Origin of the sequence: Streptomyces sp. DG2A-72 (assembly GCF_030499575.1) — a bacterium.
GTDB lineage: Bacteria > Actinomycetota > Actinomycetes > Streptomycetales > Streptomycetaceae > Streptomyces.
Genome location: NZ_JASTLC010000001.1, coordinates 7237657 through 7262658, shown reverse-complemented (window position 1 = coordinate 7262658; position 25002 = coordinate 7237657). Strand labels below are relative to the sequence as shown.

The window sequence follows — 25002 nt, the reverse complement described above, 5'->3', positions numbered from 1 at the left end:
CGGCCATCCCATCCGTGCGTGCGCTCGGGCAGCTGCTGGATGCGTCACCCCAGGCCTTCGTGTCGGGGAGCGCCGTACTCAATCCCTGATCGGGCACCCGTTGCCTCCGGTAGTCGGTGATGCCCTCAGACTGGCGCCAGCCACAACGAAGGCCCCGGACAGACTGTCCGGGGCCAATTCCTCTTGTTTTTAGCATCCTTGAAGGAGCGTCAGGAGACAGCCCTGCTGGCCTCATCCAGTACGGCTTCCCACGGGTACCGGCGCCCCGGCATCCCTGCCCGCGGCTCGGCGAGCGGCCACACCTCGTCTCCGTAGATCAACCGCACCCCGGAATCGTGAAGGGCTTTGATGTGCCCCTCCCATGCGGGGTGGCGAGTATGCGCGGCGTTCACCCGGGGCCAGACGACTACCGGGACGTCCAGTGTCCCGATGGCTTCGTTGACCTGTGTCAACGCCTGGTTGTCTGAGATCCCCAGGGCGAGCTTGGCGACGGTGTTGGCACTCGCCGGGGCGACGACGTAGCAGTCGACTGGCGGATGCGGCCGGGAGTCGCCCGGCAGGCGTGATTCGGCCCGTACGGGAAGGCCGGTCGGCCCTTCGAGCTCCGTGGTCTCCCCGCTCGCGCGGAGCCACTGACCTGCGGTCGGTGTGAGCGTGACCGCGACGGTCCAGCCCCGTTCGAGTGCCGGGACCACGAGCCCTGTTCGCAGTTCCTCGATCCCGCCGGCGCTCGATCCGACGACGCCCAGCACCTTGCCCTGCATCGAACTCACTGCACCGCCCTGCATCGTTGGGCCATGGTCAGCAGCTCGGACGAGTGGCTGCCGCCGGTGACCGGGGACTGTTTCCTCAGGTCGCGAAGGGTCTCGCGTACGCGTGGATTGTTCCGCAGGAGCTGCGGCGAGGTGCCTTCGGCCTCCCGCAGCTCGCTGAAGGACTCGCCGACGCGACCCCTGAGGCAGAGGCCGCGGGCGTAGTCGATGCGATGGGACACGGCGCGTTCCGCCGCCATGTGGGAGACGTCGATGCCGCCATGCTCGACGACGTACGGGATGTTCTCCAGGTCAAGCTCGATCGACAGGCGGTGCAGCTCGACGTTCGTCGAACCGAAGCAGGTCTGCCAGTGGTTCTCGTCGGAACCGAGCCGGTCGGCGAGCCGCTTCGCTTTCTCCAGTAGGGAGTTGGCGGTTGGGCGATCCTGGTGACGTGCGGCGGCCACAGCAGCTCGCAGGTGAATCATGCCAAGCAGGCTCAAGGCGGCCGGGTCGTCGTCGTGAACCTGACTGGCGAGCCAGGCCGCCGCGGTATCGCCGAGTTCGAGGGCGTCCTCGTAGCGCCCGTTGGCCAGCAGTGCGTGCGTGCCGGAGCGGGCAGCGGACACAAGCGACAGCGGGTCCTCGGATTCGTCGGCGGCCCGCATGGCTCGCTCGGCCGCGAGCCACGACAGGTCGGACTCGCCGACCTTGGCGAGGGTGGTCGCCGCCAGGTGATGCGTACGAGCCGAGACGGCGAGGCCGCGTCTCCGCTGATCGCCATGCGGAAGGTCTTCCAGCTCCTGGGCGGTCCTCAGCAGGCCGGGCAGGGCGGCGATGACGTCGCCAAGAACGCCGGCCTGGTAGTCGCCCCAGCCGCGCTCGACGAAGACCTGCGCCTGGTCCGGCCGCGGCAACTGCCGCTCCGCCGTGGGACCGAACAGCAGCTTGGACAGCCGCCGAGGGCTCATCGACGCATCGCGGACGGCCGGCACGTCGTCCATGTGCTTTTCCTCGTCCTCCAGGAGGACGGGCTGACCCATCAAGTCACCGAGCGGGATACGCAGTACACGAGCGAGCTCAGCGAGCTTGTCGATCCTGGGCGGCTTCCGCACGCCTCGCTCGATCTTCGACAGCCAGTCGGTGCTGTGACCGACGAGGCCGGCGAGGACAGGCTGCGTATAGCCCCGGCGCTCGCGGTAGAACGCGATACGCTCTCCGATGCTGAGGTGATCACCAAGACCACGCATGCGCGCTGCCTCCCCCACTTTGGTCCGTCATCCACGGTAGCGGCCGAGCAGGCCGCGAGATCAGGGAGCGATTCGGGCTGCGGTGCCGTGCTCAACATCCGCTTTCGGGCCTAGAACGGGCCGGACACTTTGTCCGGCTACACCCACGCGTCCACGAGGCGCCGGGGTTCTACTCGTCCGCCATCACGGCCAACGCTCGATGCCGTGGGGAACTACCTACGTTGCGGCGCAACGCAGTGGAAGTCTCCGAGCCGAGCCCAACGCCGGATCACGAAGTGCGCACGGACGTCCTGATCATCCAGGAGTTCCGTGAACCTGCTGCCAACCACCACAAGCACCGACGTCGAGGAGCAGCAGCCGAGCGTGGCTATCCTGCCTGTCGGCTCGTTCGGGCAGCACGGCCGCTACCTGCCGTTGATCACGGACTCGGCTATCGCCTGCATCATCGCCCACGAGATGGCGGACGCCTATCCGGTGCATTTACTTCCTCCGGTGACGGTGTCGTGCAGTCAAGAGCACGGTTCCCGGCCAGGCACGGCCAGTATCAACGCCAAGACGTTGTTCGCGGTGATCGAGGACATCCGGGAGTCGCTCGCTCTTCCACCGTGCGCCGCACACCGTCATGCGTCCGGGCTGGCAGGATCGTGCGTCATGCCACCGCACCCACTGCTGAATGCTGAATCCGTCGACGCGTTGGAGCCCTATCTTGAAGAGGTAGGCACCATCTTTCATGCCTTCCGGGAGCAGGACTCCGGCTGCGTGTCATACGGGGTCACCGTCGGTGACGAGCAGTGGTTCGTGAAGGGCGCGACCGAGTCGGAGGCGACAGTCTCGCTGCGCCGCGCAGTGAAGGTACATGCCGCCGTCCAGCATCCGGTGATCGTGCCCCTCCAACACTCCTTCGACATTGCCGGTGGATTGGCTCTCGTCTATCCATGGGTGGACGGCACAGTCCTGTACCACCCCACCGTCTCCCACCACGGTGGCCGTACTGCTCCCGACAGTGCGATGGCCCGGTTCCGCAGGCTCCCGGTACCGGTGGCCCTCCGAGTCCTGGAGCAAGTCCTCGATGCGCACCTAGCCGTCGAGCGAGCGGGGCTCGTCGCTGTCGACTTCTACGACGGCTGCCTGTTGTACGACTTCGACTGCGACCGCATGATGCTCTGCGACTTGGACGAGTACCGTCCCGGTCCGTTCATCCTGGAGGCCGATAGGTTGCCGGGGTCGAGGCGCTTCATGGCCCCCGAGGAGTTCATCAGGGGCTCGACCATCGATATCCGGACGACCGTGTTTGAGCTTGGCCGTGCGCTTCGTCTGCTGCTGGACGCCGGCGATGAGGAGCAGGAGTGGCGGGGCTCGCCTTCACAGCTGGCGATCACAGAACGTGCCACAGCCGATGATCCGGCCGACCGATTCGCTTCGGTCAAAGCCCTCACCTACGCATGGCGTGCCGCAAGCAGGACATCGGGGTGATCTTTCTACTGTCGAGGTGCGCGACTCGGCACGGCCCACTGTCTACCGTATGGACGCCGAGCCACCCTCATGTCGATCAGTGGTCACAGGAGAAACGGGCAAGGATTCGTGCCCGGCGCAGCGACTGGTGTTGAACCAAAGCCCTCTACCCACAGGCTATGGATAGGGGGCGGTGCTGATATTCGGTACCGACGTCGAGGCTGACGTCCTAACCTCTCTGTCAACGCAATGACGGAGACGAGTAGCCCGGGATCACGCGAGCCGAGAGAGCTGCTGGCAGCTGAGAAGGCAGCCTCGCGCCCCAGGGTGAATCCCCTCCCGAGTGCGGGGAGGAACGGCCTCACGGATGGCCCAATGCCCCGCCGGTTGACCCCCGTGACCGGGTCGTGAATGAGGCCACTACCTGGTGGTGGCGAAGGTGCGGTGGCACCGCGAGTTGCCCCTTCTCGCCCGCGCTCCCAAGGGATCACGTCATGACGACTGATCGAATGGAGCACCGGGATGATCGATGTCACCCTGATTCGCCAGAATCTGGTCTACGTCCAGCAGGCGCTGGCCAAGCGGGCAATTCACGTCGACCTCGATGGGTTCCTGCGCCTGGACGATGACTACCGGCAGGTGCGCACCGAGGTGGAGCGCCTGCGCGGGGACCGAAAGAAGGTCTCGGGCAAGATCGCGAAGTGGCAGAGGGCCGGTGAGGATGCGGCAGGCCTGCACGCAGAGGCGACCGCCCTCGGCAAACAGTTGACCGCCGCCGAGACCCGGCTCGACGAACTGGAAGAGGCACGGCAGTCATTTCTTGATCCGCTGCCGAATCTACCCGACGCGGACGTACCGTCCGGTGGCAAGGAGAACAACGAGGTCGTCCGTGAAATCGGCCAGCGCCCGAAGTTCGGCTTCGTACCGAAGGACCACGTGGAGCTCGCCCGTACGCTCGGGCTGGTCGACTACGAACGGGGTACGAAGCTCGGCGGCAGCGGCTTCTGGCTCTACCGGGGAAACGGCGCGCTCCTCGAATGGGCGCTGCTGAACTACTTCGTCGAGGCCCATGTGCGGGACGGCTACGAGTTCGTGCTGCCACCGCACGTGCTGACGTTCGCAGCCGGGTACACGGCGGGCCAGTTCCCAAAGTTCGCTGACGAGGTCTTCGTCCTGGAGGAGGGCGAGCAAGGTCCGGAGCGGTTCCTGCTGCCGACCGCGGAGACGGCGCTGGTCAATCTGCACCGGGAGGAGACGCTACCCGAGGCCGAACTGCCGAAGCGGTACGTCGCGTACACGCCGTGCTACCGCAAGGAGGCCGGCGGATACCGAACGGCCGAGCGGGGGACCCTGCGCGGGCACCAGTTCAACAAGGTCGAGCTGTTCCAGTTCACCCACCCCGATGCCTCGGACGCCGCCCACGAAGAACTCCTCGGCAGAGCGGAGCAGTTGGTTGCAGAACTGGATCTGCACTACCAGATCACGCGGCTCGCGGCCCAGGACACGAGCCCAGCAATGGCGAAGACATACGACGTCGAGGTGTGGCTGCCCAGCGTCGGAGCGTACGTCGAGGTCAGCTCGGTATCGAACGCCCGCGACTATCAGGCCCGGCGCGGCAACATCCGTTACCGACCCGGGCAAGGAAGGTCGGCGTATCTCCACACGCTCAACGCCTCAGGGCTCGCCACCAGCCGTCTGGTGCCGGCGCTCCTGGAACAGCACCAGCGGGCCGACGGCACCGTGGCGGTCCCGGAAGCCCTGCGGAGGTGGATCCCTAGCGGCGTCCTCACCGCCGCGCTGAACTCACAGTGACTCAGGCCGGGCGTGTCCAGCCGGGACCTCGCCCGGCTCTCGGACAGGCCTCGCCGCACGGGCCGGCGCGGCCTGTTCCAGGCAGATTCTGCTCGCTCAGGCAGCTGGGTCAGGGCTGCTGCTTTGGGAGCCAACGGATCTCGCCGATGTCATTCGGGCCGTGGAGGAACTTCATGAGAACCGACACCATCTGCGCCAAGATCTGCGTCTGCTCGACCAGATCCACGCTTCGTCCAATCGCCGACCAAGGAGTTCCTGCGTGCCCCGAGCACCCTTCCAAGTCCTAGTCGTACCGTTCCGCCGAGTCGGCGATCAGGTCGAGTTCGCCGTTCTGCGACGCGCGGACATGAGCGTCTGGCAAGCCGTGGCTGGAGGTGGTGAAGTCGGCGAGAGCCCGGAGGAAGCCGCAGCGCGCGAGGCCCGTGAAGAACTCGGCTTCGACGGGCCCGTACCGCTGTATCCGCTGCAGAGCACAGCCAGCATCCCAGCACGGCTCATCGCCGAGCGCGGCAACTGGCCCGTCGGAACCTACGTCGTACGAGAGCACTCGTTCGCCACCGACCTGACCGACGTGAAGATCAAAATCTCCCACGAGCACACCGACATCCAATGGCTGGACTACCAAGCGGCCCACGATGTGCTCCGGTTCGACAGCAATCGCACCGCTCTCGGCGAGTTGCACGAGCGCCTGCTGGCCGCCGACCTGCCACCCCCGGTCGATTGATCACCCGTGGCTGAAGCCCTCGAACAGTCCGCACGGTCATACTCGGTGCTCACGGCCCGCGAGTGTGCGCCATGACGATTCTCTGTTGCAGTTCCTCCGAGACCTCGGCCTCCGACGGAACGGGACAGAAGGCGAGCAGCCATCGAGATGACGTGTCACACCGACAGTCAAGGTCGAAGATCACCAGCCGCTGCATAGAAGCAGACCCTACGGGAGGCTAAGAGCCATCGGATCCACAGGCATATCCGCTCGCTCTTCTCGGACCCGAGGTGGTGCTTAGGTACGGCCGCGGGGACCTGTCGACCTACGGCCGAGGCGGACCCCCCGGGCCTCGGCGACCGCGTCCAGCGCCTCGACTTGCCAGTCGTAGAGGTACGTCATCGTGCGGCAGTACGCCAGCACGTGCTCGTGCGCCTCTGCAGTGCCGATCCTCAGCAGGGAACGTAAGGCAGCCTCGTGGGCGCCCGACCACGAGCCGGGGCCGAGGAGCGACGTCAGGGGCGTGAGGCGCTCAGGTGTGCCCCGCTCGGTCAGCGCGGCGGACGCAGCCTCCCGCGCCGGGCGTGACGTGGCGAGCCGTCCTCCGACGGGAGCGGCGTAACTGGCCTTCAGTGTCGGGGGTGGTGACGCGGCGAGCCGGCCCAGGACGGTGGTCGCCTCGGCTTCGGGGCGGGCGGCGAGCGCCATGACGAGCCGGTCGGCCAGGTCCTCGCTCAGATCGTCCACGCCGTCGGCGAGCGCGCCAAGGAGGGGCAGGGCTGGGGCGCCGATCCGGCCTAGGGCGTGCACGGCGGCGCGGGCGATGTCGGGTTCGGTGCCGTGCGGCGCCACGCTGTGCGTGACGAACTCCCCGAGCACCTGGGCGGCCTCCGCCACGGAGAACGCGCCCAAGGCCGTCACCGCCTGCGCCCGTACCGCCTCGTGCGGGGACCGCGCGCAGGCGAGCACAACCGGAAGGGTGTCCGGCGCGCCGATCAGGCCGAGGGCCCGCACGGCGCGGGCGCGCACGGTGCCGGGTTGCTCCTCGTCCTCAGCCAGGGCCGCGAGGGGCGCAGCGGCCTCCGGGTGCCACAGGGCGCCGAGCGCGTCCGCGGCGGACGTGCGCACCGCCGTCGGGGCCGTGTCGTCAGCAAGGACGGTCAGCAGCGCCAGGACGGTGTGCCCGATCCCCCCAACGCTCGCGCCGCACCGCGCTTCTGCTGACCGTTGCAGTTCAACTACGAGCGGCTCACGCGCGCTTGCAGGGCCGGAATCGCAGCGATCTTCGCCCCGTCAAGGTGGTCCCAGAAGATCCCCTTGGGCCTGTGCGGAGCAGTGCACTCGATGACTTCGTCGGGTGTGATGACCAAGTCGACGTTCACATCGTGCTCGGTGACCGGAATCGGCGTGTCGATTACCTGTATTGAGTGAACGGTCGTGACTACCAGTGTGTCAGGTCCGACGAGTCCGGCCTCTGTCAGGAGCGCGAATTCGAGGTCCGAGTAGCCGGCTCCCTTGCCGATGCGAGCACCGCTGCGGTTGACCGCGACGCTGCCGAGTACTACGACGTCCACCGGTCGTAGAGCGTCGACCTCGACGGTCGGTGCGATCGTCGCGGCAATCCGGCTGGTTGCCGCTTCGGTCGGCGGTACGTCGAGCGCGGCAGGGTCAAGCAGGTAGAACGGTTTGGGTGTGGCCAGCTTCGGCACCGCCATGTAGACCAGCTTGCCATCTTCCAAAGCACGCGCGCGAACAGGAAGCTGTGCTTTGTCCGGGACGGATTTGATGACGTCAGCAGTAATCCACCTGTCAAGTTCGGCGAGCCGAGCGGCGGCTTGCTCGGAGCCCTTGAAGTTGGGGATTCGGCCATAGGCGGTGTCGTCGTGGACAGCGCCGGCCGCGTCGAGGGCCCTCCAGACCTGGGTTCGTACGAGTTGCTTGGCGTCGTCGTGCATCGGGGGCACCCAGGTTCTCCTCATATCTACGTCGTTGCCATGAGCGCAAACAGCCGGTCGTGGACATCGGCGACGATGTGTTCCTGCCGCCAAGCTCTTAGTTCGCGTGCCGCGCTGAAGACCACGTTCAATCCTCCTCCGCCCCGAGTCTCCTCCAACTCCGCAATGGCCTCGGTCAGCGTAGTCACGGCTGCATCGATCTCGCGCTGACGGATGTAAGCGAGCGTAAGGTTCCCGAGCACGATCGCGCGTGACTTTCGTCGATCTTGCAGTTGTGCTGCGGTTGCCTCAAGGAACTTCTGTGCACGCCGGTGCTGTCCGAGCGACAGATAGCACGACCCCGCCAGACGGCCGAACTGCGTCGTGGACACGAGGTCGGCTGCCGCGTCCATCCCGTCTGTCTGCTCCAACTGCCGCTGCGCTTGGGCGAGAGCCCGCTCGCACTCCCTCGCCTCACCAAGCATGGCGTGAGCCTCGCCGGCGTGAAGGAGCGCCAGGCCAGTCACGGCGGGGCTGGTCAACCGAGCCGTGTCGGCGGCGTGCAGGGCTAGGTTCAACCCGCTGCGTGGGTCCTGGGCTCCGTAGAGGGCGACGTAGCAGTTCCGTAGAAGCGCACGTCCTTCGAGCGTGGGATCGCGAAGACGGCGGGCGACCAGGACGCTTTCGTCGTAATAGTCACGTGCTGTGGCATGGTCGCGCCGCTGTGAAGCATCCCAGACGAGTTGCCCCATGAGCGTCAGTGCGTCGGCCTGGAGCGCAAGGATCTCTCGCTCCGCTCGTCCATGCGAAGCCCTTCGTGCCATGAGGGTGATCAGGCTGAGCTGCTCTCCGCCCTTGGCGAGCAGGCTGGAGGACGGCGCTCCATCGTATTTGGTCGCGAGTTCATCGAATGTGCGGCGCAGGTCAGCTGTCGTCATCAGATCCACTTGGGCGGCATCCGAGATCAGGGATTCCCTGTCCGCGGACCGACGGCTTGATTGCCCGATGTCTTCCTGTAAGTGGAGGCCGAGTTCATCAATCGAGATCTGGAGGGCGCAGGCGAGACGCGGGCGCATCCACGGCTGAGGAGAAGCCGTGCCCGACTCCCAGCGCACGACGGTAGAGCGGTCGACGCCCAGCAGTTCAGCGAGAGCTTCCTGTGTAAGGCCCACCCCTTGGCGCCGCTCGGCCAGCCGCTGCCGCCTGCGTGCCATTACCTGCACCCCCAGTTTCCTCGACGTCGTGTACCGGACAGACACCCAGGTCATGCCCGTCGGTGCCACATGGATGCATCGCATGTGCTTCAAATCTGCTCTGGGACCAAGGGAGTTGGTCCGCTTCGGTGGAGTCCCATACTCCTCACGATGAAGGACTCCACAGTGTTGGTCATGCGGACGTCCGTCTCCCAGCAGAGCAAGGGACTAGACCCTCTCGCTGCGGGGCGCACCTTGACCTCCAGGCCTTGGGAGCACACCCACGTACGTGACAGCGCCACAGAAGCGGATCTGGAGCGTCACAACCGTCGGTGCCAACGGTGTCGATGTGTCCTTAGCCGGTACAACGAGGAGCCATATTGCAGCGGTTGTTCGCGCATCGTGCGGCACCAGGCTGAGCCCGCACCCACCGTGCCGACGGAAGTATGGGCACGTATTGACGTTCAGGAAGCCCTGTACGCCCGCGACTTTGGCCGACTGTGTCACCTGGTTCGCACGGCAGGTGGTCTGCGCCAAAGCGACATGGCCGACCTCACCGGGTTAAGCCAGGCTTTCTTATCCATGCTGGAGTCTGGCGCGCGGAGGCTGACGAATATCGACAAGATTGTCGAACTCCTTAACGGACTCAATACGCCAGAGGAATTCACTGGGCCCATGCTCCGAATGCCGACCTGGACGGACGGGCCCGACGGATGGCGTGGCATGCGCGAATGATTGGATGCTGAACTGCTATCCGTCCGTGGCCAGCGCATCGCCAATAGTCACAGGAGAGAACTGACAACGTCATGTGAACGGCCCTGCACTCCTCCGCCAAGTATCGCGGGGGTGGGCCATGTTGTCGGTGGATCACAGGGCCGGCGCCATCACGTCCATGGTGGCCAACGGAGATGCTCATGCAGCTCACTGAAGGGGTCGGACCTCTCCGTCAGCGTGACGGCAAGTTCGCTGTCCGCCTCTCCAACTCTGCGAACCACGATTGTCTCAAACGGATACCCTCGACGCGTTCCTGCCCACCCTCTGAGGCTTCCGTCGTAATGTGCCCTGGGACAGGACCAGGGAAGCCGAGTGATGGGGAGCAGTATGGACTTCCGGCCGATTGAGCGCGCTTCTGGGGCGTTCCAGCAGTCGGTGACCATCAACGAGGTCCGGGGGATCTGCCGACGAGTCTTCGGTGCCGACGCCCGGGTCCTGTCTGCCACCGAGTTGGGCGCGGGCATGTACAACAACACCTACCGGATCGAACTCGAAGGCCAGGAGCGGCCAGTCATCCTGCGGGTTGCCCCGGAGCCAGGGCGGCAGTTCCGCTCCGAGCACCAGCTGATGCGCAACGAGTACGCCAGCGTGCCGTGGCTCGCGGTGATCGCACCGCTCATGCCGCAGGTGATCGCTGCGGACTGGTCGCATGAGGTGATCGGCCGGGACTACATGGTCCAGACTCTCCTCGACGGTGTCCCCGCCCCGGACCGCCTCGGCGACTATCCCCGCGCACTCTGGCCCGCGTTCTTCCGGCAGATGGGCACGATCGCCCGCGACGTGCACGCTGTACGCGGCCCGCACTTCGGGCCCGTCGCCGGTCCGGCGTACGGCACCTGGAGCGAGGCGGTGATCGCGTCCTTGGAGGAGATCGCCACCGACCTGGACAGCGTCGGTCTGGACGCCGCCGATCTGCGCAAGGTCGCCGCCGTGGCCGAGCATGAGCGTGCCGTCCTCGACGAGATCACCGAACCCCGGCTTTTGAGCGGCGACCTCTGGACCGTCAACGTGATGCTCGACGGGACCTCGCTGGAGCCGGAGATCACCGGAGTACTCGACATGGACCGCACGTGGTGGGGGGACAGGCCCGCTGACTGGACGATCCGGATGGCGATGGCGAAGCCTGACGAACGGGAGGCGTTCTGGGAGAGCTACGGCCTGCCGGATCGCTCTGCCGCAGCGATGTGGCGCTCGCGGATCTACGAAGCCCGGCACCTCGGCGCCATCCGCCTGGAGCGCCACCGCCTTTCCAACACCGACGGGGTACGCGAGAGCTACTCCGCGATGAGGGCGGTGTTGGCCAGCCTGACCTGAGACGGCTCACGCCACCAGCTCGCACCAGGCCATTGTCGTTCGGTGAAGGCGTCTCGCGGTGGCGGCTCTGACGCGACCATGAACGGACATCCGGAAACCAGCGAGCGCACTGCGTACACCGTCTCGCAGTACTCCTTCCGACGGCGCCCGGTCGAGCTCGTCACGCTAGATCAGCTCATGGTGTTACCCGACTTCAGCTGGCGATTGCGGTAGCGGCAATCCGGCTCAGGAGGTGGGCGGTGGGTAGCCGCCACAGGGCTTCGCTCTGTAGACCGGCGAGCGCGGCGTTCCGCGCCCGGGTCGCCCAGCTGGAGCGCGACGCGGTAGATGCACTGGTAGGTGTCGGTCCAGCGGGCCGGGCCTGGCATTCCACAGCGGTGAAATTGGCGGCGCTCAGCACGGTGGGCCAGTCGGTGTGACGATGCCGCTCGGGCAACCGTGAGTCGCCGAAGCTGAGCGGGTGCCAACCAGTGACAACGAGACGTCCACCCCGACGAAGAATCCGGCGTGTCCCGTCGGCTGCCGGCGCGCGATGGTCGGCGTATTGAAGTGCGTCGATGGAGACGGCCGCTGACACGCTCGTATCCCGAAGTCCGGTGCTGGTCAGGTCGTTCACCACGAAGTGGGCCCTACCTGCCATCGCAAGCGCGGCGGCTCGTTGCCGAGCTGGGCCACCGCGACCGGCGAGAAGTCGACTCCGACCAGGTCGGCGTGGGCTGAGTGGGCCAGCCAAAGGCCGGGGCCGCCGCGCCCACACCCGAGGGCAGCTAGGACGTCACTCTCCTCCTGCCTCAGGGCAGCGGCGAGGTGGTGCAGCAGATCGGAGGAGAGGATGGGGAACGGCTCAATCTCCGGCGTCAGCGGCGGATCCACGATCCGGGCCACCCGGCTGAAGCCGCCAGCGCGGGCCTCGCCCTGGAACAGCGCGTCGAATTCGCCTGCCGGTGTCGCCGGGTACTTCTCTTGCCTGGCGTATGGGGTGCTCGGCTCACGGTGCACGCTTTACGTCCCTTCCCGGGTCCCGGCTCGGCTGCGGCGGGCGGTCCAGTGTGGTCTGCGCCGGGGTTCCCGGGGTGACCACGATGGTGATCTGGGAGAGCAGTCGCTCGGCTTGGCGCTCTACGGTGGCGGCGTCCGGGCCGGTGACGATGAGGTGGCCGAGGCGTCCGCGGTTGGCCTGTGCCTGCCCAACGGTCTCGCCGACGGCTGTGCGCAGCCGGACCGAGGGCACGCCGGGGCCCGCCTGCGGCAGGCCGATCACCGCGACCAGGCGGCCGGCGCGCGGGCTGGTCAGGAAACGTACGGTGGCGTGCTCGTGGCGGGCTGGAGTCAGGTCGGCGGGGCGGCCAAGGGCGGTGTCGAGGAGCGCCGCCCACGGATCGATGCCCAGCGCGTGCTGAAGGAGAACACCGATGTGTCCGGCGCCGAGTCGGGCACCGATCTCGATGACCGTGCAGCGGCCGTCATCGGTGACGATCACCTCCGTATGGGAGGCCCCGTTGCGGATCCCCACCGCGGCGATCGCGCGCTCCACCTCCTGCTGCACGGGCCGCTCGGCGCCCGGCGGTAGAGCGGCGGGCAGGCTGTGACCGACCTCAACCCGGTGCGCGCCGGGGGTGAGCGTCTTGCGTGTGGCACACAGATGCGTCGTCCGGCCGTGGTGGGTGAGTGATTCGACGCTGTACTCGGTGCCGTTGGCGTAGTCCTGGACTAGGACGCGTGGATCGCGCGGCATGCCATACATGCCGCGCGGGGCGCCCGCCGCCCGCCAGGCGTCGGCCGCACGGCCAGGGTCGGTCACGACGGTGACTCCGGCGGAGCCCGCGCCGTCGGCGGGCTTGATGACGGACGGGAAGGTGATCTGCCCGGCCGCGCACCGGCGCAGCAACTCGTCAGCGTCGTCGATGATGCGGGTGCGGGGCGCGGTGACGCCGTGGCGGGCGAATGCCTCGGCCATGTCCGCCTTGTTGCGGGCGGCAGCCGCGCGGCCCGGGTCGTTGCCTGGCAGGTCGAGGGCGGCGCACGCCTGAGCGAGCAGTTCGGTGAGGTACTCGTTGGTGGTGGCCACGGCATCGGCGCCGATCCGGCGGGCGTAGCCCACGATGTCCTTCAGGGCCATCTCGGGCTGGGAGAAGTCAGTGAGCAGGCAGCCGGACAGCACCTGTTGGAGGTCGGCGCTGTAGGTGGCATGCGTGGCCAGATCGGTGACGGCATGGACCTGGTAGCCGGAGGCGGCTGCTGTCGCTGCGATCGCGCCGGACTCGGGGCCGGCCGCCTCCAGCAACAGGACGCAGGGCGGTCTCACGACAGGTAGTCCAGGCAGGCGCCTTCACGGACCGTGTCGAGGGTGAAGCAGTGGAAGCCGCCGCCGAACAGCCGCCGGTGCCGGTGCCGTACGGGCACTACGGTGAAACCCTCGGTTTCGAGGGTTTTGATCAGACCAGTGCAGTCTTCGTTGACGAGCACCGTTTCTTCGTCGAGAGACAGGACGTTGAGGTCGATGTACGGGCTGGTGAGGACCAGGTCGGCGTCGTCGTAGGCGGGGAACGCCCCCGGGTCGGGCTCGGGCGGGACGATGAACTTCCACGCCTGCAGGGCCCCGGGCAGCAGGTCGCGGATGCCGTCGTGCCGGGCGAGGAACACCCCAGGTCGCAGCGCCAGCAGCATGGAATCGATGTGGTTGTCGGCCATCCGGTGCACCCGATGGATGCGGTATCGGTCGCCGAGGTGCCGCTCCAACCAGTCCACGCCCTGGCGGTGGTTGTCTTGGGCGATGTTGACCACCAGGTCGCGGCCCAGGCGAAGGATCTGGGCGCCGTCGAGCATCATCTCGAAGCCGACATCGTACGGGCTCGGCTGTGGGTCGGCGACCGGCTCGGTGGGGCCACCCAGAGTTGTCGCGGCATCCCTGGCGTAGGACAGGTCGAAGGAGAGATCGGTGAGGGTGGGGCGTGGCATCGTCGTCCACCGGGCACCTGCCTCGTAGTAGCGGCGGAAAACCGGGGCCAGGAGGCGGGTCTCCAGGTAGCGGGAGCGGATCGCCGGCGGCGTCTCGATGATCTCGTCGCCGAGGATCAACGTGTTGTCGCGGATGTTCAGGGCCGGAGTGGGAGCGGCCTGCCAGCCCAGCCCGGCGATGGGCGCAGCGTCCGGCGGCAGCGGCAGAGGCCGGTGCACGGTAACGCCGAGACCGGCGAGCGTCGCGGCCAGGGCCTCGACGTCCTGGTGGAGTTCCTCGGTGAAGCGCCGCTTGACGCTCCAGTTCTGCGCCGTGCCGCCGCCTGCGGCGGCCAGGCGGGGGTAGGCCCAGTCGGAGCGGAAGCCGGTCAGGTTCTCGTGGTGGAACAGCTCGAAGGTGACGTCACGCTCGTGGGACAGGTAGTTCTCGGCGGAGCCGACGATGATCTCGCGCAGGGTCGTGAAGTCGTCGTAGCTGGTCAGCTGCATGGGGTTCCTCATCTGCGACGGGACGGGATTCGGCAGGGCGGTCACCGGGTTCTCGCCGCGGCCGGCAGGCGGCGTTCAGTGAGCTGGCGGCCGTGGCGGGCACGCAGCACCACGCCGTCGTCGGTGAGCTGGAGGGTGCGCTGCTCACTCCACCCGGCGAAGCGGAACTCGCTCTGTCCGACTGGGACAAGGGCGAAGGCCCGGTCGGCGGTGGTAAGGCTGAGATGTCCGTCAGCCTCACTTAGCTGGACGGGCTGAAGGGGACCGTCCAGCGGCTGGTCGTGATCGAAGTCGGTGAGACCGCTCGGAAGGCTGGCGGGGTATGGGAGAGCGATGGGGCAGGCCGCGGCTGCAGGGGCGGGCTGGTTGAACAGCACGCCGGCACGGGCGAGGGCGATCTGCCAATCGACAGGGAACAGCTCGGCCAACTCGCGGGTGAGCAGGGCGTCGATGACTGCGTGCACCCGGGTCGCCGGCCCCGTGTTGCGCACGAGGTGCTCCCGGGAAAAGTCCCCGTACCAGAACTCGCCCGGCTGCCAGCAGTGCTCCACGCCATCGAGGACGAGGACCGCGCCGGGGTGGGTGACGAGCGGGATGTGCAGGCGCATGAAGCCGCGGTGCAGGGCGTACTTCGGATCGCGGTGGGGCCGGGAGGCGGCTCCCGGGCCGAGCGCCATCAGCCGTACGGCGTTCAGCGGCGCCGGAATTCCATCGAGTAGCTCGCGCAGATACGGCAGCCGCTCCATCCAGACGGTGGGCGCGAAGTCGACCGGGCCGGGGCCGCCGGGGTCGGTGCGGTCCGGGTCGCCGCCAGGGCTGCGCAGCGGCAGCACCCGCCAGTCGATGGCGGCCGTCTGGCCGATGCTTCCGCCGGGGGCGTGGATGCGCTGAGGCTTCCAGCGGTGGCCGCTGACCTTGGCCAGCTCACTTTGGAGACGGTCGGCGTCGAACGAACAGGCGAGCCGAGCCGCCTCGACGAGCGGTGCGGGCTGGGTGCGTTCGGGTGTGCTCATCACGGATTCCCTCTCCAGGTCCGGGATCAGCAGCGGGACCGGGCCGGTACGCCGACGTGGTCACTCGCGGCGTACGTGTCCGCAGGCACGGCCGCGAACCGCTGGTCGAGCGCGTCCCACACCGCCTGGCGATCGGCATCGGTGGCGTAGGCGAGGCAGAACACGAACTGGGCGCGCCCGGGTTCGATGGGGATCACCGGCATGGAGACGATGACGCCGGTGCGCGTGGCCGGGTCGTAGCCGCAGCCGAGCTCATGGGCGGCCTCGAGAAAGGCGTCGAAGTCGGGGACTGCCCAAGTCGGGTGGACGTGATACTCCACCACCGACCGCTCGGGGGCAGCTGCGGTATCGACGATGTGGTGGGCGATGGCCTGGTAGATGTGCAGGCTTCCCGAGACCTGAGCGTTGACCTCGGTGAACACCACCCGCCCGTCCGGCGAGGCGATCGCGTCCGCGCTCAGGTGCCCGCGATAGCCGAGCGTCCGGTAAGCCTCCGCCAGCCGTGTCCCGCCCTCCAACAGTTGCAAACGGACGTTCTCGTCCACCCCGCGCAGGGGCACGATCTGGTGGCTCAGGCGCCGCCCGACGTACTGCAGCGTCCCCATCTCCGTCGGCCGCGTTCCGTCGTCGGCGGCGTAGTGCTCGGAGTACACGGACTCCGCGTCAGGGACGAACTCCTCAATGACGGCTGGGAACCGGCCGGATGCTGAAGCCCAGTCCCAGCGTTCCTTCCAGTACGCCTCGATCGCCTCCCTGCCCCCGCTGTCGAGGTGGTGGAGGTGGCGCGCGCCGACGTGGTCGGACGCGAGGGAGGCATCGCGCACCACGAGCTGGTTGCCCACACCCGCCCCGTTGTGAGCCTGCTTGACCATGATCGCGCCGACCTCGTCCAGCAGAGTGGTGGTGGCGTCGATGGCCTCGCGTTCGCTGCGGGCAACGGCTCCGGCGGGGATCGGTACCCCGGCTCCGGCCGCGAGGGCCCGGAAGGTCGCCTTGTTGTTGCCCAGCTCCCCACCGCCCTGAGCGAAGAAGTCCGCCCCTGGGAACCGGTCCCTGATGCCCAGCGCGGCGGCAAAACGGGCCACGTGCGCCGATGGCCACAGAGCGAAGACCTCCTCGACGCCGTCCAGCCCGCGCTCGCCGAGTACGTCGCGGACGGTACGGACGAATTTGTCACTGGTGAGGCTCTCGGGGTCCATCAGACGGCCGCCGTGGCGGCCGACCGGAGGCACCACGATATGCAGGCTGGCCGGGTCCACGCCCGTGAACGAGGCCTGGTAGGTGAGGAACTGAGGGTCGGGCCCGTCGCACAGCACAACCACGTCGCCTGCGCGGGCGAACCACAGCACACGCTGTGTCCAGGCCCGCAGGTCGCCGCGGTCGCGGATGGCGGGGTCGATGTGATTGCCGATCAGGATCCTCAATTGTGTACTCCCATCTCGGGGCGGAAGGCGGCGGGCAGTGCGTCGAAGGCGCGCATGGTCGCGGTGCGGCGGCGCTGCGGCTCACCAGCCGCTTTCAGGGGCGCCGGGTGCTCCAGCAGGCTGGACACCAGGGCGCGCAGGGCCGTCTGGGCGGGCACTGTGCCGATGCAGGCGTGGGTGCCCCAGCCGTAGCCGAGGTGGCGGTTCGGCGAACGGTCCAGCAGCAGCCGGCTGGGGTCGGGGAACTGGGCCGGGTCGTGGTTGGCAGCGACGAACAGGACCGTCACGGTCTCGCCCGCCGTCACCGTGACGCCGCCGATATGGCAGGTCTCGGTTGCGATCCGGCTCGTGCCCTGCACCGGCCCGTCGTAGCGAATGAGTTCGTCGACGCCGCTGCGGAGCAGGACCTGATCACGCATTCGCTGAAGGGCGTGGGGGTTCTGCAGCAGAGAGTGCACGACGTTGCCGATGGCCACGACCATCGTGCTGTAGCCGCCCTGGAACATCACCCGGGCGGTATTGCGTACGAAACGGTCGAGGCCGGCATCGGTGGCATGGCGGGCGTGCTCGCGGACGTGCGATAACAGCCCAGGTCGGCCGCTGGTGAGGAACCACGACTCCACCAGCTCGCTCAGCTCCTGCCGGGCGATCCGACCCGGCTCGACGACGGATGGATCGAGGCCGCCGTCCATGCTCCTCATGATGGCGTCCGACAGCTGGGCGAAGGAGCCGTGATCGGGCTCGTCGACGCCCAGCAGGTCCGAGATGACTGCCACCGACAGTGGCGCCGCGACCTCCGCCATCACGTCAAACTCCGCGCGGCCGGAGAGCTGGTCGAACCGGGCGGCCAGCAGTTGTCGGGCACGCACCTCGATGGCATCGAGGTCCTGGGCTCGCAGCGCGTTCATGAACAGTGAGCGCACCGGCGCCTGTTGTGGCGGGTCCAGCGACTGCACGCTCAAGGACGGCTCCGGCACCTCGGCGCCCGCACGCCGCCGGTCGCGGGCGAACCGGGTGTGGTCGCGGAGCACGGCGACACAATCCGCGTACCGGGTCAGGGCCCAGGACCGCATGCCCTCATGCCAGAACACCGGCGTGGTCTCCCGCAGCGCGGCAAGATGCGGGTAGGGGTCGGCGAGCGTCGCCGGATCCAGGGGGTCATACGTGAGTATGGGGATCGAGGGTGGCATGGGCTCTCCTCGCGAATCAGGGCGGAGTGTCCAAAGCAAGCCGGGGCCAGTGGGTGCCGGCCCCGGCCCGACGCTGGGGATCAGTGGTCGTACGACATGGCCGTCCTCCTTCTCCTTGTTGCCGGTTGGCGGCGGTGCAACGGGCCCGAGGCATCCCCGGGCGTCCGGCCCCCTGGACGGGGCCGGAGTCCTGAGTGGGCGCGCGGTTCATAAGCTGGTCTGCTGTGGTAATGCACAGCTGGGCCCAGCTCCTTCTGCCCCAACGGAGGGTGTCGGTGCGGGCGGTGTCGGCCAGCGCGGCGGCACGAACAACCGGATCAGGTCTGCCGCCGGCCCAGCTCGCCTCCGCTGTCGCCGCACGGCGCCTCAACCATCCAGTCGTTGTAGGCCCGGACGCACGCGAGCCCCGGCTGACGTGCTGGCACCCGCTGACGTGTTGCCCTGTACTTGAGGGTGCTCTGGAATCACCGGAAGGGCACATCTCGGCGGTGATATCACGGGGGTGATACTCGACGGCGCGCCGCGTGATCAGCGTTGTTCCGCATGTCTAGTAGTCATCTGGTTCTGCAGCCGAGGAGCGCAGCATCGGACCGGTGAGTTCGGCTGGCGTACCCAGCCCATCGAGGAGAATGATGATCTTGTCGATGTTCGTCAGACGGCGCGCACCCGTTTCCAGCATCGACAGGAACGGCTGACTCAGCCCGGTCAGCGTGACCATGTCATCTTGACGTAGGCCGCTGGCTTCCCGTACCAGAGTGCACAGCCTCCCGAAGTCTCTGGCGGCAAGCGCCGCCTGAACACCCGCATCCGCCCACACCTCGGGCAACACTCGCGGTTGCCTCGGGGGTAAACCCGCGGGGACTCGCTGACATCCACCGCAGCGTGAATCACTGTTGTAGCGGCTGAGGCGGCAGCCGCACCGAGAACAGCGGCGGTAGCGTTCGGTGATCGCACTCGCCCCGGCATAGCCCTCTTTCAGCACCGCTATCCCCTCGTCGCCGTCGGTCATGCTGATTTGTCCGCACCCATGGATGCCGCTGTGCCGCTCATTCCACCCAGGCCCCTCGGCGACCAACGCCATAGAGCCCCAACGCCACCACGCGATCGACACTCTGTATGCGGACGGTTACCGTCGAAAGGGTGGACATGGGGGTCACTTCAAGCGCCCCTACGATGTCCCCGCTGTCCGCCCGCGGGGGGCGATTCTGCGTGCAAGACTCGTCTCGTAGAGACCGCCAGACGGATGAGATGGAGGGCACGGCATGATCGACGACCGCCCCGTCTGGTCAAGGCGCATGGAGTCCGAGCGCGCCGCCCGCAGCTGGAGTCCCCTCGATGCAGCCCGTGCCATGCGCGCCCACTCAAGCCACGATCTGCCCGATGAGCGGACGCTCGCGCGATCCTGGCGCCGCTGGGAGTCCGGGGCAGTCGAGCCCCGGGACCATAAGGCGCTGATCGCGGCCGTCTTCGGCACAACGACCCACGCGTTCTTCCCGGTAGACCATCGCCGGGACGGGAATGCGGAGGTGCGGGACGTCTCCGGCATGGACACCGTAGAGATCGTCGCCCGGCTGCGCGCCTCAGACGTCGACGAGGCCACCTTGGATGCGCTCCGTATCACCGTGGACCGGCTCTGCTCGGAGTACGCCTACATGCCCGGCGACCAGCTGCTGGTCGAGGGCAGAGCCTGGCTCCACCGAGTCGTCGGCATGCAGCCCCAGCGCCTCACACTCGGACAGCACCGAGACGTCCTCGCCCTTGCAGGCATGCTCACCTTGCTTGTGGGCTGCGTCGAGTACGACAACGGAGGTGCAACCCGCACCCACGCGGAGGCCACTCGGCAGGCCGCACTGTCGATCGGGCGCGAGGTCGGCCACTCAGGAATTCAAGGGTGGGCGCACGAGATACGCGCCTGGTTCGCACTCACGAACGGAGACATGCGCGGCGTCCTCGCCGCGGCCGACGACGGGCTCGCCATAGCCCCCAACCAGTCCGTAGCAGTGCAGTTGCTGGCTCAGAAAGCCAAGGCCTGGGCGAGGGTTGGGGACCGGCGGCAGACGGAGGTTGCCCTCGACGCCGGGCGCCGCCTCCTGGAGGCTCTGCCTTACCCGGAGAACGTGCAGAATCACTTCGTGGTGGACCCTGGCAAGTGGGACTTCTACTCCATGGACTGCTATCGCAAGGTCGGCGACAACCAGCTCTCCGAGAACCTGGCCCGCGAAGTCCTTCGAACTGGCATGGACTTCGACGGTACGGAGCGTTCACCCATGCGCAACGCCGAGGCCCGGATCACCCTGGGCGTAGTCGCTGCCCGAGGCGGTGACCTCGGAGCCGCCCTCGCTTACGGCGCGCAGGCCCTCCAAGGTGACCGGCAGTCCCTGCCTTCGCTGATGATGGTGGCCAGTGATCTCAGCGCAGTCCTCACCCAGCAGTACGTCGGCGATCGAGAGGCGCGCGAGTTCGTCCAACACATGCGCACTCTGCACTCCCGCTGAGCTTTCGAAGGGATACCGGGCGGTCGTCCACCGAGCCCTACAGCGATGGGTGTTCGAATGACCCCGGGGGGCTTCGCGAGGAGTGAGCTGAAGCCATCTGGAGGTCGCAGCATGGGCCCAATGAGCCCAACCGGCACATCGAGACCATCGAGCAGCCGGACGATCTGTCGATCAGCTCAACGGATGGCATGGCAGACACGAGTGACCGCTTGGTCCAGCCATCAACTACTTGAACCTGCCGTCTTAGCGAGCATCGTGACGAAGCCCTGCCCTCCGGCTACGGGGAGGCCGAAGGACAGGGCGGCTCGTGATCAGGACCCGGCACTGTCGAGAGGGGCGTGTGCGAAACGTTGGTCGGAACTCCATGTCCGGGGAGCGGCAGTGGTCAGATCGTGGCCTGGGGACAGGTGGCCGTCTTAAGTAACGGCACGCTGGGTACGCCGCACTCATCGCCTCGCCGTCTACTTGCGTGACGCTGACACGATGCGGACAAGGTGCGCGACGGACTGGTGCTCAAAGTGGTCCAGCGGAGGCTGCACCTTACCGTGGGCCTGCATTTCCAGGAGTTGCGCGCCGATCTGTGCGAGTTCCTCAGCCTGCCTGCTCGTGACTCGTACGTCCCGGTCCACGAATCCAGTGATCGCCATGATCTGGTCAAGCGCTTCTTGGTCATAGCCGTCAGGCAGTTTCAGAGACTCGGGCGGGACGCGGCGGGCTGCACAGCGGGCAATGATGTAGGGCGGGCACGAAAGGAGACCGCCGTCACTCCGTGAAACGAACCCGCTTGAGTCACGACGGAAGGTGAGCGCGACGTCGCGGTGTACTGGTTCGTCCAGGGGGAATCGGTTCATGCGAGGAGCCTGCCTCTGCTTTCTGTCTGGGTTCTACGATCCCGTTAGTTGATGCTCCCATGCCCAGGGCATGGTGACAGCTTCACGCGTTCCCACCAGGCGGCACCGCCGTTCTGAGAGCGCGCCAGAACCCCATCCCGAAGTGCAGAAACGCACTTTCGAACAGGCCCCTGTCGAGACCAGGCGCTGACAGGTCTATCGCAGTTCACGCAAGAGCGACTCGGCGATCGTGGCCATGGTGTCCGTCAGCGGCGCCTTCCTGCCCGTCCGCCGGTATGCACGCTCGACGTTGGCGCACAGCAGCAGGCGAGACAGCTTGCCGCTACGGCTGGACAGCTCGTCGGAGAACAGGGACAGGACTCGCCCTGCATAGGCCGGCACGGCCAAACTTGCGGACCACAGACAGGCAGCATCCCAGCCCACCGGCCCCATGCCCCAGCTCTCCCAGTCGATGATCGACAGGCGGGGCCCGCACAGGTTGGCGAAGCCGAGGTCGCCGTGGGCGCAGACCCAGTCGGTGATCGTGGTATCGATGTCGTCGCCGTACACCTCGTGGATCCGTCGGGTCAAGTGAGATTGCCCCATGGACACGCGATCCGTGGAGTGCTCAGCGAGATTGGTGAGGGCGGTCCGGAGGTCGATCCACCACTGCTCGGGCAGTCCAGGGTCCTCAGTGATGTCGCCGGTGGTGGAGAGGGCCCCGTCTTCCACGAGCGTCATCTCGTCCGCACGCCACACCACGCCGCGTGTCTGGTCGGTCCAGAGGGCCGCTGCCGACCATTCGGGCCGAGGCACGCCGTCAATGGCGGCTGCAGCCTCGAAGCCGGTCCAGGCCTGAGTGTCGATCTTCTCTGTACGTCGCCAGGCGAGCCGGACCCATGTGCCTTCGTCGGTTCGGAATCCGGCGGTGCCGTTGTATTTGCTGAAGTGGCCGTCCTCGCGCTTGAGCTGACGTCCGAGCCGCCGCTCGACGTCGTCGAGGACGTCGTCGAGCGGAACTGTCGAGAGGTCATCCAAGGTGGCTTGCACTTATTGGTCCTTCCTGGACGGGGCTCCTGCGCTCACGGTAGCCCTCTCGCGCAGCAGTGCCCGATACACCGTCACCGTCTCGGTGTTGACCTCAAGTCGCGAGCCACCGACAGCTTCAGCGAGGTGCTCGACTCGGGAGGTGCCGACCGCGAGACGGGTGACTTCGGGTATGGCGAACGCTGCGGCGACGCCTGCCTGAAGCGGGCTGCACTGCTGGCCCGAGGCGAGAAACGTGGAGGTGTCCACGGTCTGCCAGATCGAGTCGTCCGCGTTTCCCGCGAAGGGAGCCATTCCCCACAGCTCAGCGATCCTTGCCCGGTCGACGAGTTCGTCCACCGCGCTGAGGATCCCGGCGGAGACGGTGAGGCCGGCGCGGACCATCGCCACGTCCGGACGTGGGATCTCCCAGTCGGCGTCGAGAAGGGACCGAGGGTCCCAGGTGGAGAGCCCCCAGTTCCTGCAAAGTCCCGCCTCTCGCATCTCCAGGAGCGTGGCGCAGGCGGTCGCGAAGCCGTCGACCGAGGACTCGGGGTTGTGCAGGAGCACTGTGTCCGGGGTACGGCCGAGTTCCTGGGCCGATTGCTCGACCGCAGCGCGAAGCCGCGCCGGGTCGAGGTCGTGGCCGTCGGGGAAGTAGCCGACCTTCGTCGAGATGGTGAAGGCGGGGATCAGGTCGTCGGCGATAGCCGCGAGGGTCCGGTGGGAGGTGAAGTGGTGGTAGTTGAACGCGGTGTCGAGGTCGGTAACACCGCGCTCCAGGGCACCCTCTAGAAGGTGTCGGGTGTGACCAGTCCGGTATAGGCCGAGAGCGATTCGGCGGTCAGCGGTGCGCACAATCCCTCCTGGATCAGGTGCTCGGCGAGCGTGGTCAGATCTTGGTCGTCCTCTGTGAGGTGCACCGGGTGCCCGGACAGGAGCCTGCGGAGGGCGGGTTCGGCGCGGCCATGGAAGGTGAGGCGCCTGCCGCCGCCGACCACCTGGACGGTTTCGCCAGAAGGTGTGATGACGGGTTCGAACTCGGTGACGGCTGCGGTGTATTCGAGCGGGCCGACCACCGGGATGTGGGGCATGTGTCGAGCGGGCGGGGTGTTCGCACGGAGTTCCGCGAGGTACCGCATGGGGTCGTACTCGCGGGCGAGGTCGGAAAGCTTCGCGGCGAGCACGTCTCCGTCGATCGCGTCGTCGTTGCGCTCCAGGTCCGTACGGAAGTTCTCGTTGGCGCGCGCGGCGTCGGACAGGAAGTTGGCCCAGGTCACCCCGGTGCGCTTCGTGAGGCCGAAGGTAACGTGGAGGGAGTGACCGTTGTCGCCGGAGCCAATCCTCGTTGCGGTGTGCCAGAAGCCGCGGGGTATGTGCATTACGTCGCCGGCCCGCATGGTGCCCTTCCAGAGCACTTCCTCCGACGGAGTGAGGTTGCGTTCGGCGTCCCGGTACATGGGCGCGGGCCGGGAAGGACCTCGAACCTCCCAGGATTTCTCGCCGGAGAGCTGGACGGCGATCACGTCGTGGTCGTCCCAGTGCAGGTTGAAGCCGTCCGTGTCGCCGACGGCCAGGTAGGCGTTGGCGGAGGTGAGCTCGCCAGACCACCAGCCCAGGGCGCGGCAGGCGACTTCCAGCGTCGGGTCGAAAGAGTCGACGTGGTCCAGGACCACGGTTCCGCCGCCGTTGAGGATCCGGCCGAGGGCCGCCATGTCGGCCTGGCTGACAGCCTGCCTGCGCCGGTTGACGTTGGTGGACAGGAAGAGCGAGGGGTGTACCTCGTCGCCTTCGGCATAGCAGCGCAGTTGGGGGTTGGCGAGGTGGCGGTGCCGGATGGTCTCCAGCAGCCGGTTCGGGGTCATCAGCCGGGTGACGAGGTCCGGGTCGGCGAGGTGCCCGCGAGTGAACGCGGTGCCCACGGGCCCCGGCCCGCCCCAGCCGAGCGCCTTCTCGATACCTGTGACGAGCCGGTGCTCCATGGGTTCCTCCTACTCCTTGGGAAGGTTCAGGTCGCGGTTGTCACCGTCATCGCCCGCGCTGTTCTGCGAGCTGGTGATGTCGGACCGCTCAGCCTCGCTGCGGTCGTGGGCCACGGCGAGCTGCTCGACGGCGACAAGCAGGCTGACGCTGGTCCCGCCGCCGCCCTCCTTCTTGGCCTTCGTGCCTTTCGCGGTCGTGGTCACTCGGCACTCCTCTCATCGGGACCTTTCGGCAAAGCGAGCGGCCCGGGGATCCTGCGGCTGCGGAGGTGCAGCCGCTGAGTGGTGGTGCAATCTGGCGCGGTGGGCGCCAGAAACCGCCCCCGGTGTCCGAGGCGTATCGGGTGGTGCAGGGGCGGTGCTCGTCGGCGGCGCGGTGCGTCGCGGTTGTGCGGGCATGACGGGCCTGCA

Annotated in this window: 24 protein-coding genes; 6 read left to right on the top strand and 18 right to left on the bottom strand. The window is 67.4% G+C overall.

Annotation, left to right across the window (positions count from 1 at the left end):
• Positions 1 to 209 precede the first annotated feature (209 nt).
• Both QQY66_RS34725 and QQY66_RS34720 read right to left on the bottom strand, forming a co-directional pair.
• Entirely contained in the window at positions 210 to 764 is a 555-nt protein-coding gene (locus tag QQY66_RS34725; protein WP_301987599.1) for a flavoprotein, read from the bottom strand.
• Between the two features lie 5 nt (positions 765 to 769).
• On the bottom strand, positions 770 to 2002 hold the full coding sequence (locus tag QQY66_RS34720; RefSeq protein WP_301984275.1) for a helix-turn-helix domain-containing protein: 1233 nt from the start codon (positions 2000 to 2002) through the stop codon (positions 770 to 772).
• Between the two features lie 309 nt (positions 2003 to 2311).
• Between QQY66_RS34720 and QQY66_RS34710 the strand changes: the two genes are divergently transcribed.
• The 3 genes from QQY66_RS34710 to QQY66_RS34700 all read left to right on the top strand — a co-directional run bounded on the left by QQY66_RS34710 (position 2312) and on the right by QQY66_RS34700 (position 5990).
• Positions 2312 to 3475, top strand: a complete 1164-nt coding sequence (locus tag QQY66_RS34710; RefSeq protein WP_367667019.1) for a creatininase family protein — start codon at positions 2312 to 2314, stop codon at positions 3473 to 3475.
• A gap of 501 nt (positions 3476 to 3976) precedes the next feature.
• Complete coding sequence (serS, locus tag QQY66_RS34705; RefSeq protein ID WP_301984273.1) at positions 3977 to 5266, top strand: serine--tRNA ligase; 1290 nt, start codon at positions 3977 to 3979, stop codon at positions 5264 to 5266.
• A gap of 259 nt (positions 5267 to 5525) precedes the next feature.
• Positions 5526 to 5990 (top strand): NUDIX pyrophosphatase, encoded by a 465-nt coding sequence (locus tag QQY66_RS34700; RefSeq protein WP_301984272.1) that lies wholly within the window; start codon positions 5526 to 5528, stop codon positions 5988 to 5990.
• Between the two features lie 276 nt (positions 5991 to 6266).
• Here the strand turns inward: QQY66_RS34700 and QQY66_RS34695 are convergent, their stop codons facing one another.
• The 3 genes from QQY66_RS34695 to QQY66_RS34685 form a co-directional block, all read right to left on the bottom strand.
• The gene (locus tag QQY66_RS34695) at positions 6267 to 7097 is read right to left on the bottom strand and encodes a HEAT repeat domain-containing protein (RefSeq protein ID WP_301984271.1); all 831 of its coding nucleotides are present in this window, start codon (positions 7095 to 7097) and stop codon (positions 6267 to 6269) included.
• A gap of 110 nt (positions 7098 to 7207) precedes the next feature.
• Positions 7208 to 7924: a 5-formyltetrahydrofolate cyclo-ligase gene (locus QQY66_RS34690; RefSeq protein ID WP_301984270.1), complete on the bottom strand. Its 717-nt coding sequence runs from the start codon at positions 7922 to 7924 to the stop codon at positions 7208 to 7210.
• 26 nt (positions 7925 to 7950) lie between these two features.
• Complete coding sequence (locus tag QQY66_RS34685) at positions 7951 to 9117, bottom strand: helix-turn-helix transcriptional regulator (protein WP_301984269.1); 1167 nt, start codon at positions 9115 to 9117, stop codon at positions 7951 to 7953.
• A gap of 69 nt (positions 9118 to 9186) precedes the next feature.
• Between QQY66_RS34685 and QQY66_RS34680 the strand changes: the two genes are divergently transcribed.
• Positions 9187 to 9831, top strand: coding sequence for a helix-turn-helix domain-containing protein (locus QQY66_RS34680; RefSeq protein ID WP_367667018.1), 645 nt, complete (start codon positions 9187 to 9189; stop codon positions 9829 to 9831).
• Positions 9832 to 10185: 354 nt separating this feature from the next.
• Positions 10186 to 11184, top strand: coding sequence for a phosphotransferase family protein (locus QQY66_RS34675; protein ID WP_301984268.1), 999 nt, complete (start codon positions 10186 to 10188; stop codon positions 11182 to 11184).
• A gap of 193 nt (positions 11185 to 11377) precedes the next feature.
• Here the strand turns inward: QQY66_RS34675 and QQY66_RS50545 are convergent, their stop codons facing one another.
• The 8 genes from QQY66_RS50545 to QQY66_RS34640 form a co-directional block, all read right to left on the bottom strand.
• Positions 11378 to 11824, bottom strand: coding sequence for a methyltransferase domain-containing protein (locus QQY66_RS50545; protein ID WP_367667017.1), 447 nt, complete (start codon positions 11822 to 11824; stop codon positions 11378 to 11380).
• On the bottom strand, positions 11797 to 12183 hold the full coding sequence (locus QQY66_RS34670) for a cyclopropane-fatty-acyl-phospholipid synthase family protein (RefSeq protein WP_301984267.1): 387 nt from the start codon (positions 12181 to 12183) through the stop codon (positions 11797 to 11799). The genes QQY66_RS50545 and QQY66_RS34670 overlap by 28 nt, the downstream gene beginning before the upstream one ends.
• Positions 12173 to 13489 carry an ATP-grasp domain-containing protein gene (locus tag QQY66_RS34665; protein WP_301984266.1) on the bottom strand — a complete coding sequence of 439 codons (1317 nt, stop codon included), beginning with the start codon at positions 13487 to 13489 and terminating at the stop codon, positions 12173 to 12175. Before QQY66_RS34665 ends, QQY66_RS34670 begins: the two co-directional genes overlap by 11 nt.
• The gene (locus QQY66_RS34660; RefSeq protein ID WP_301984265.1) at positions 13486 to 14631 is read right to left on the bottom strand and encodes a glycine amidinotransferase; all 1146 of its coding nucleotides are present in this window, start codon (positions 14629 to 14631) and stop codon (positions 13486 to 13488) included. The genes QQY66_RS34665 and QQY66_RS34660 overlap by 4 nt, the downstream gene beginning before the upstream one ends.
• Positions 14632 to 14672: 41 nt before the next feature.
• Positions 14673 to 15644 carry an aspartyl/asparaginyl beta-hydroxylase domain-containing protein gene (locus tag QQY66_RS34655; protein ID WP_301984264.1) on the bottom strand — a complete coding sequence of 324 codons (972 nt, stop codon included), beginning with the start codon at positions 15642 to 15644 and terminating at the stop codon, positions 14673 to 14675.
• Between the two features lie 26 nt (positions 15645 to 15670).
• On the bottom strand, positions 15671 to 17068 hold the full coding sequence (locus tag QQY66_RS34650; protein ID WP_301984263.1) for a hypothetical protein: 1398 nt from the start codon (positions 17066 to 17068) through the stop codon (positions 15671 to 15673).
• Complete coding sequence (locus QQY66_RS34645) at positions 17065 to 18258, bottom strand: cytochrome P450 (protein WP_301984262.1); 1194 nt, start codon at positions 18256 to 18258, stop codon at positions 17065 to 17067. Before QQY66_RS34645 ends, QQY66_RS34650 begins: the two co-directional genes overlap by 4 nt.
• Before the next feature lie 547 nt (positions 18259 to 18805).
• Positions 18806 to 19267, bottom strand: a complete 462-nt coding sequence (locus tag QQY66_RS34640; RefSeq protein WP_301984261.1) for a helix-turn-helix domain-containing protein — start codon at positions 19265 to 19267, stop codon at positions 18806 to 18808.
• A gap of 253 nt (positions 19268 to 19520) precedes the next feature.
• Between QQY66_RS34640 and QQY66_RS34635 the strand changes: the two genes are divergently transcribed.
• Complete coding sequence (locus QQY66_RS34635) at positions 19521 to 20753, top strand: XRE family transcriptional regulator (RefSeq protein ID WP_301984260.1); 1233 nt, start codon at positions 19521 to 19523, stop codon at positions 20751 to 20753.
• A gap of 461 nt (positions 20754 to 21214) precedes the next feature.
• Here QQY66_RS34635 and QQY66_RS34630 read toward each other — a convergent pair whose 3' ends face one another.
• The 5 genes from QQY66_RS34630 to QQY66_RS34610 form a co-directional block, all read right to left on the bottom strand.
• Positions 21215 to 21604, bottom strand: coding sequence for a hypothetical protein (locus QQY66_RS34630; protein ID WP_301984259.1), 390 nt, complete (start codon positions 21602 to 21604; stop codon positions 21215 to 21217).
• Positions 21605 to 21799: 195 nt separating this feature from the next.
• Entirely contained in the window at positions 21800 to 22633 is an 834-nt protein-coding gene (locus QQY66_RS34625) for an aminoglycoside phosphotransferase (protein ID WP_301984258.1), read from the bottom strand.
• Positions 22634 to 23467 (bottom strand): aldo/keto reductase, encoded by an 834-nt coding sequence (locus tag QQY66_RS34620; protein WP_301984257.1) that lies wholly within the window; start codon positions 23465 to 23467, stop codon positions 22634 to 22636. It lies immediately after the preceding gene.
• The gene (locus QQY66_RS34615; RefSeq protein WP_301984256.1) at positions 23401 to 24591 is read right to left on the bottom strand and encodes a cupin domain-containing protein; all 1191 of its coding nucleotides are present in this window, start codon (positions 24589 to 24591) and stop codon (positions 23401 to 23403) included. Before QQY66_RS34615 ends, QQY66_RS34620 begins: the two co-directional genes overlap by 67 nt.
• A gap of 9 nt (positions 24592 to 24600) precedes the next feature.
• On the bottom strand, positions 24601 to 24795 hold the full coding sequence (locus QQY66_RS34610; protein ID WP_301984255.1) for a hypothetical protein: 195 nt from the start codon (positions 24793 to 24795) through the stop codon (positions 24601 to 24603).
• Between the last annotated feature and the right edge of the window lie 207 nt (positions 24796 to 25002).

Coding starts and splice junctions, on each gene's coding strand:
- QQY66_RS34680 (WP_367667018.1), top strand. CDS start 9,187: ATGGATGCATCGCATGTGCTTCAAATCTGCTCTGGGACCAAGGGAGTT.
- QQY66_RS34685 (WP_301984269.1), bottom strand. CDS start 9,117: ATGGCACGCAGGCGGCAGCGGCTGGCCGAGCGGCGCCAAGGGGTGGGC.
- QQY66_RS34675 (WP_301984268.1), top strand. CDS start 10,186: ATGGGGAGCAGTATGGACTTCCGGCCGATTGAGCGCGCTTCTGGGGCG.
- QQY66_RS50545 (WP_367667017.1), bottom strand. CDS start 11,824: ATGGCAGGTAGGGCCCACTTCGTGGTGAACGACCTGACCAGCACCGGA.
- QQY66_RS34630 (WP_301984259.1), bottom strand. CDS start 21,604: ATGAACCGATTCCCCCTGGACGAACCAGTACACCGCGACGTCGCGCTC.
- serS (WP_301984273.1), top strand. CDS start 3,977: ATGATCGATGTCACCCTGATTCGCCAGAATCTGGTCTACGTCCAGCAG.
- QQY66_RS34660 (WP_301984265.1), bottom strand. CDS start 14,631: ATGCAGCTGACCAGCTACGACGACTTCACGACCCTGCGCGAGATCATC.
- QQY66_RS34635 (WP_301984260.1), top strand. CDS start 19,521: ATGATCGACGACCGCCCCGTCTGGTCAAGGCGCATGGAGTCCGAGCGC.
- QQY66_RS34655 (WP_301984264.1), bottom strand. CDS start 15,644: ATGAGCACACCCGAACGCACCCAGCCCGCACCGCTCGTCGAGGCGGCT.
- QQY66_RS34725 (WP_301987599.1), bottom strand. CDS start 764: ATGCAGGGCAAGGTGCTGGGCGTCGTCGGATCGAGCGCCGGCGGGATC.
- QQY66_RS34645 (WP_301984262.1), bottom strand. CDS start 18,258: ATGCCACCCTCGATCCCCATACTCACGTATGACCCCCTGGATCCGGCG.
- QQY66_RS34615 (WP_301984256.1), bottom strand. CDS start 24,591: ATGGAGCACCGGCTCGTCACAGGTATCGAGAAGGCGCTCGGCTGGGGC.
- QQY66_RS34690 (WP_301984270.1), bottom strand. CDS start 7,924: ATGCACGACGACGCCAAGCAACTCGTACGAACCCAGGTCTGGAGGGCC.
- QQY66_RS34640 (WP_301984261.1), bottom strand. CDS start 19,267: ATGACCGACGGCGACGAGGGGATAGCGGTGCTGAAAGAGGGCTATGCC.
- QQY66_RS34720 (WP_301984275.1), bottom strand. CDS start 2,002: ATGCGTGGTCTTGGTGATCACCTCAGCATCGGAGAGCGTATCGCGTTC.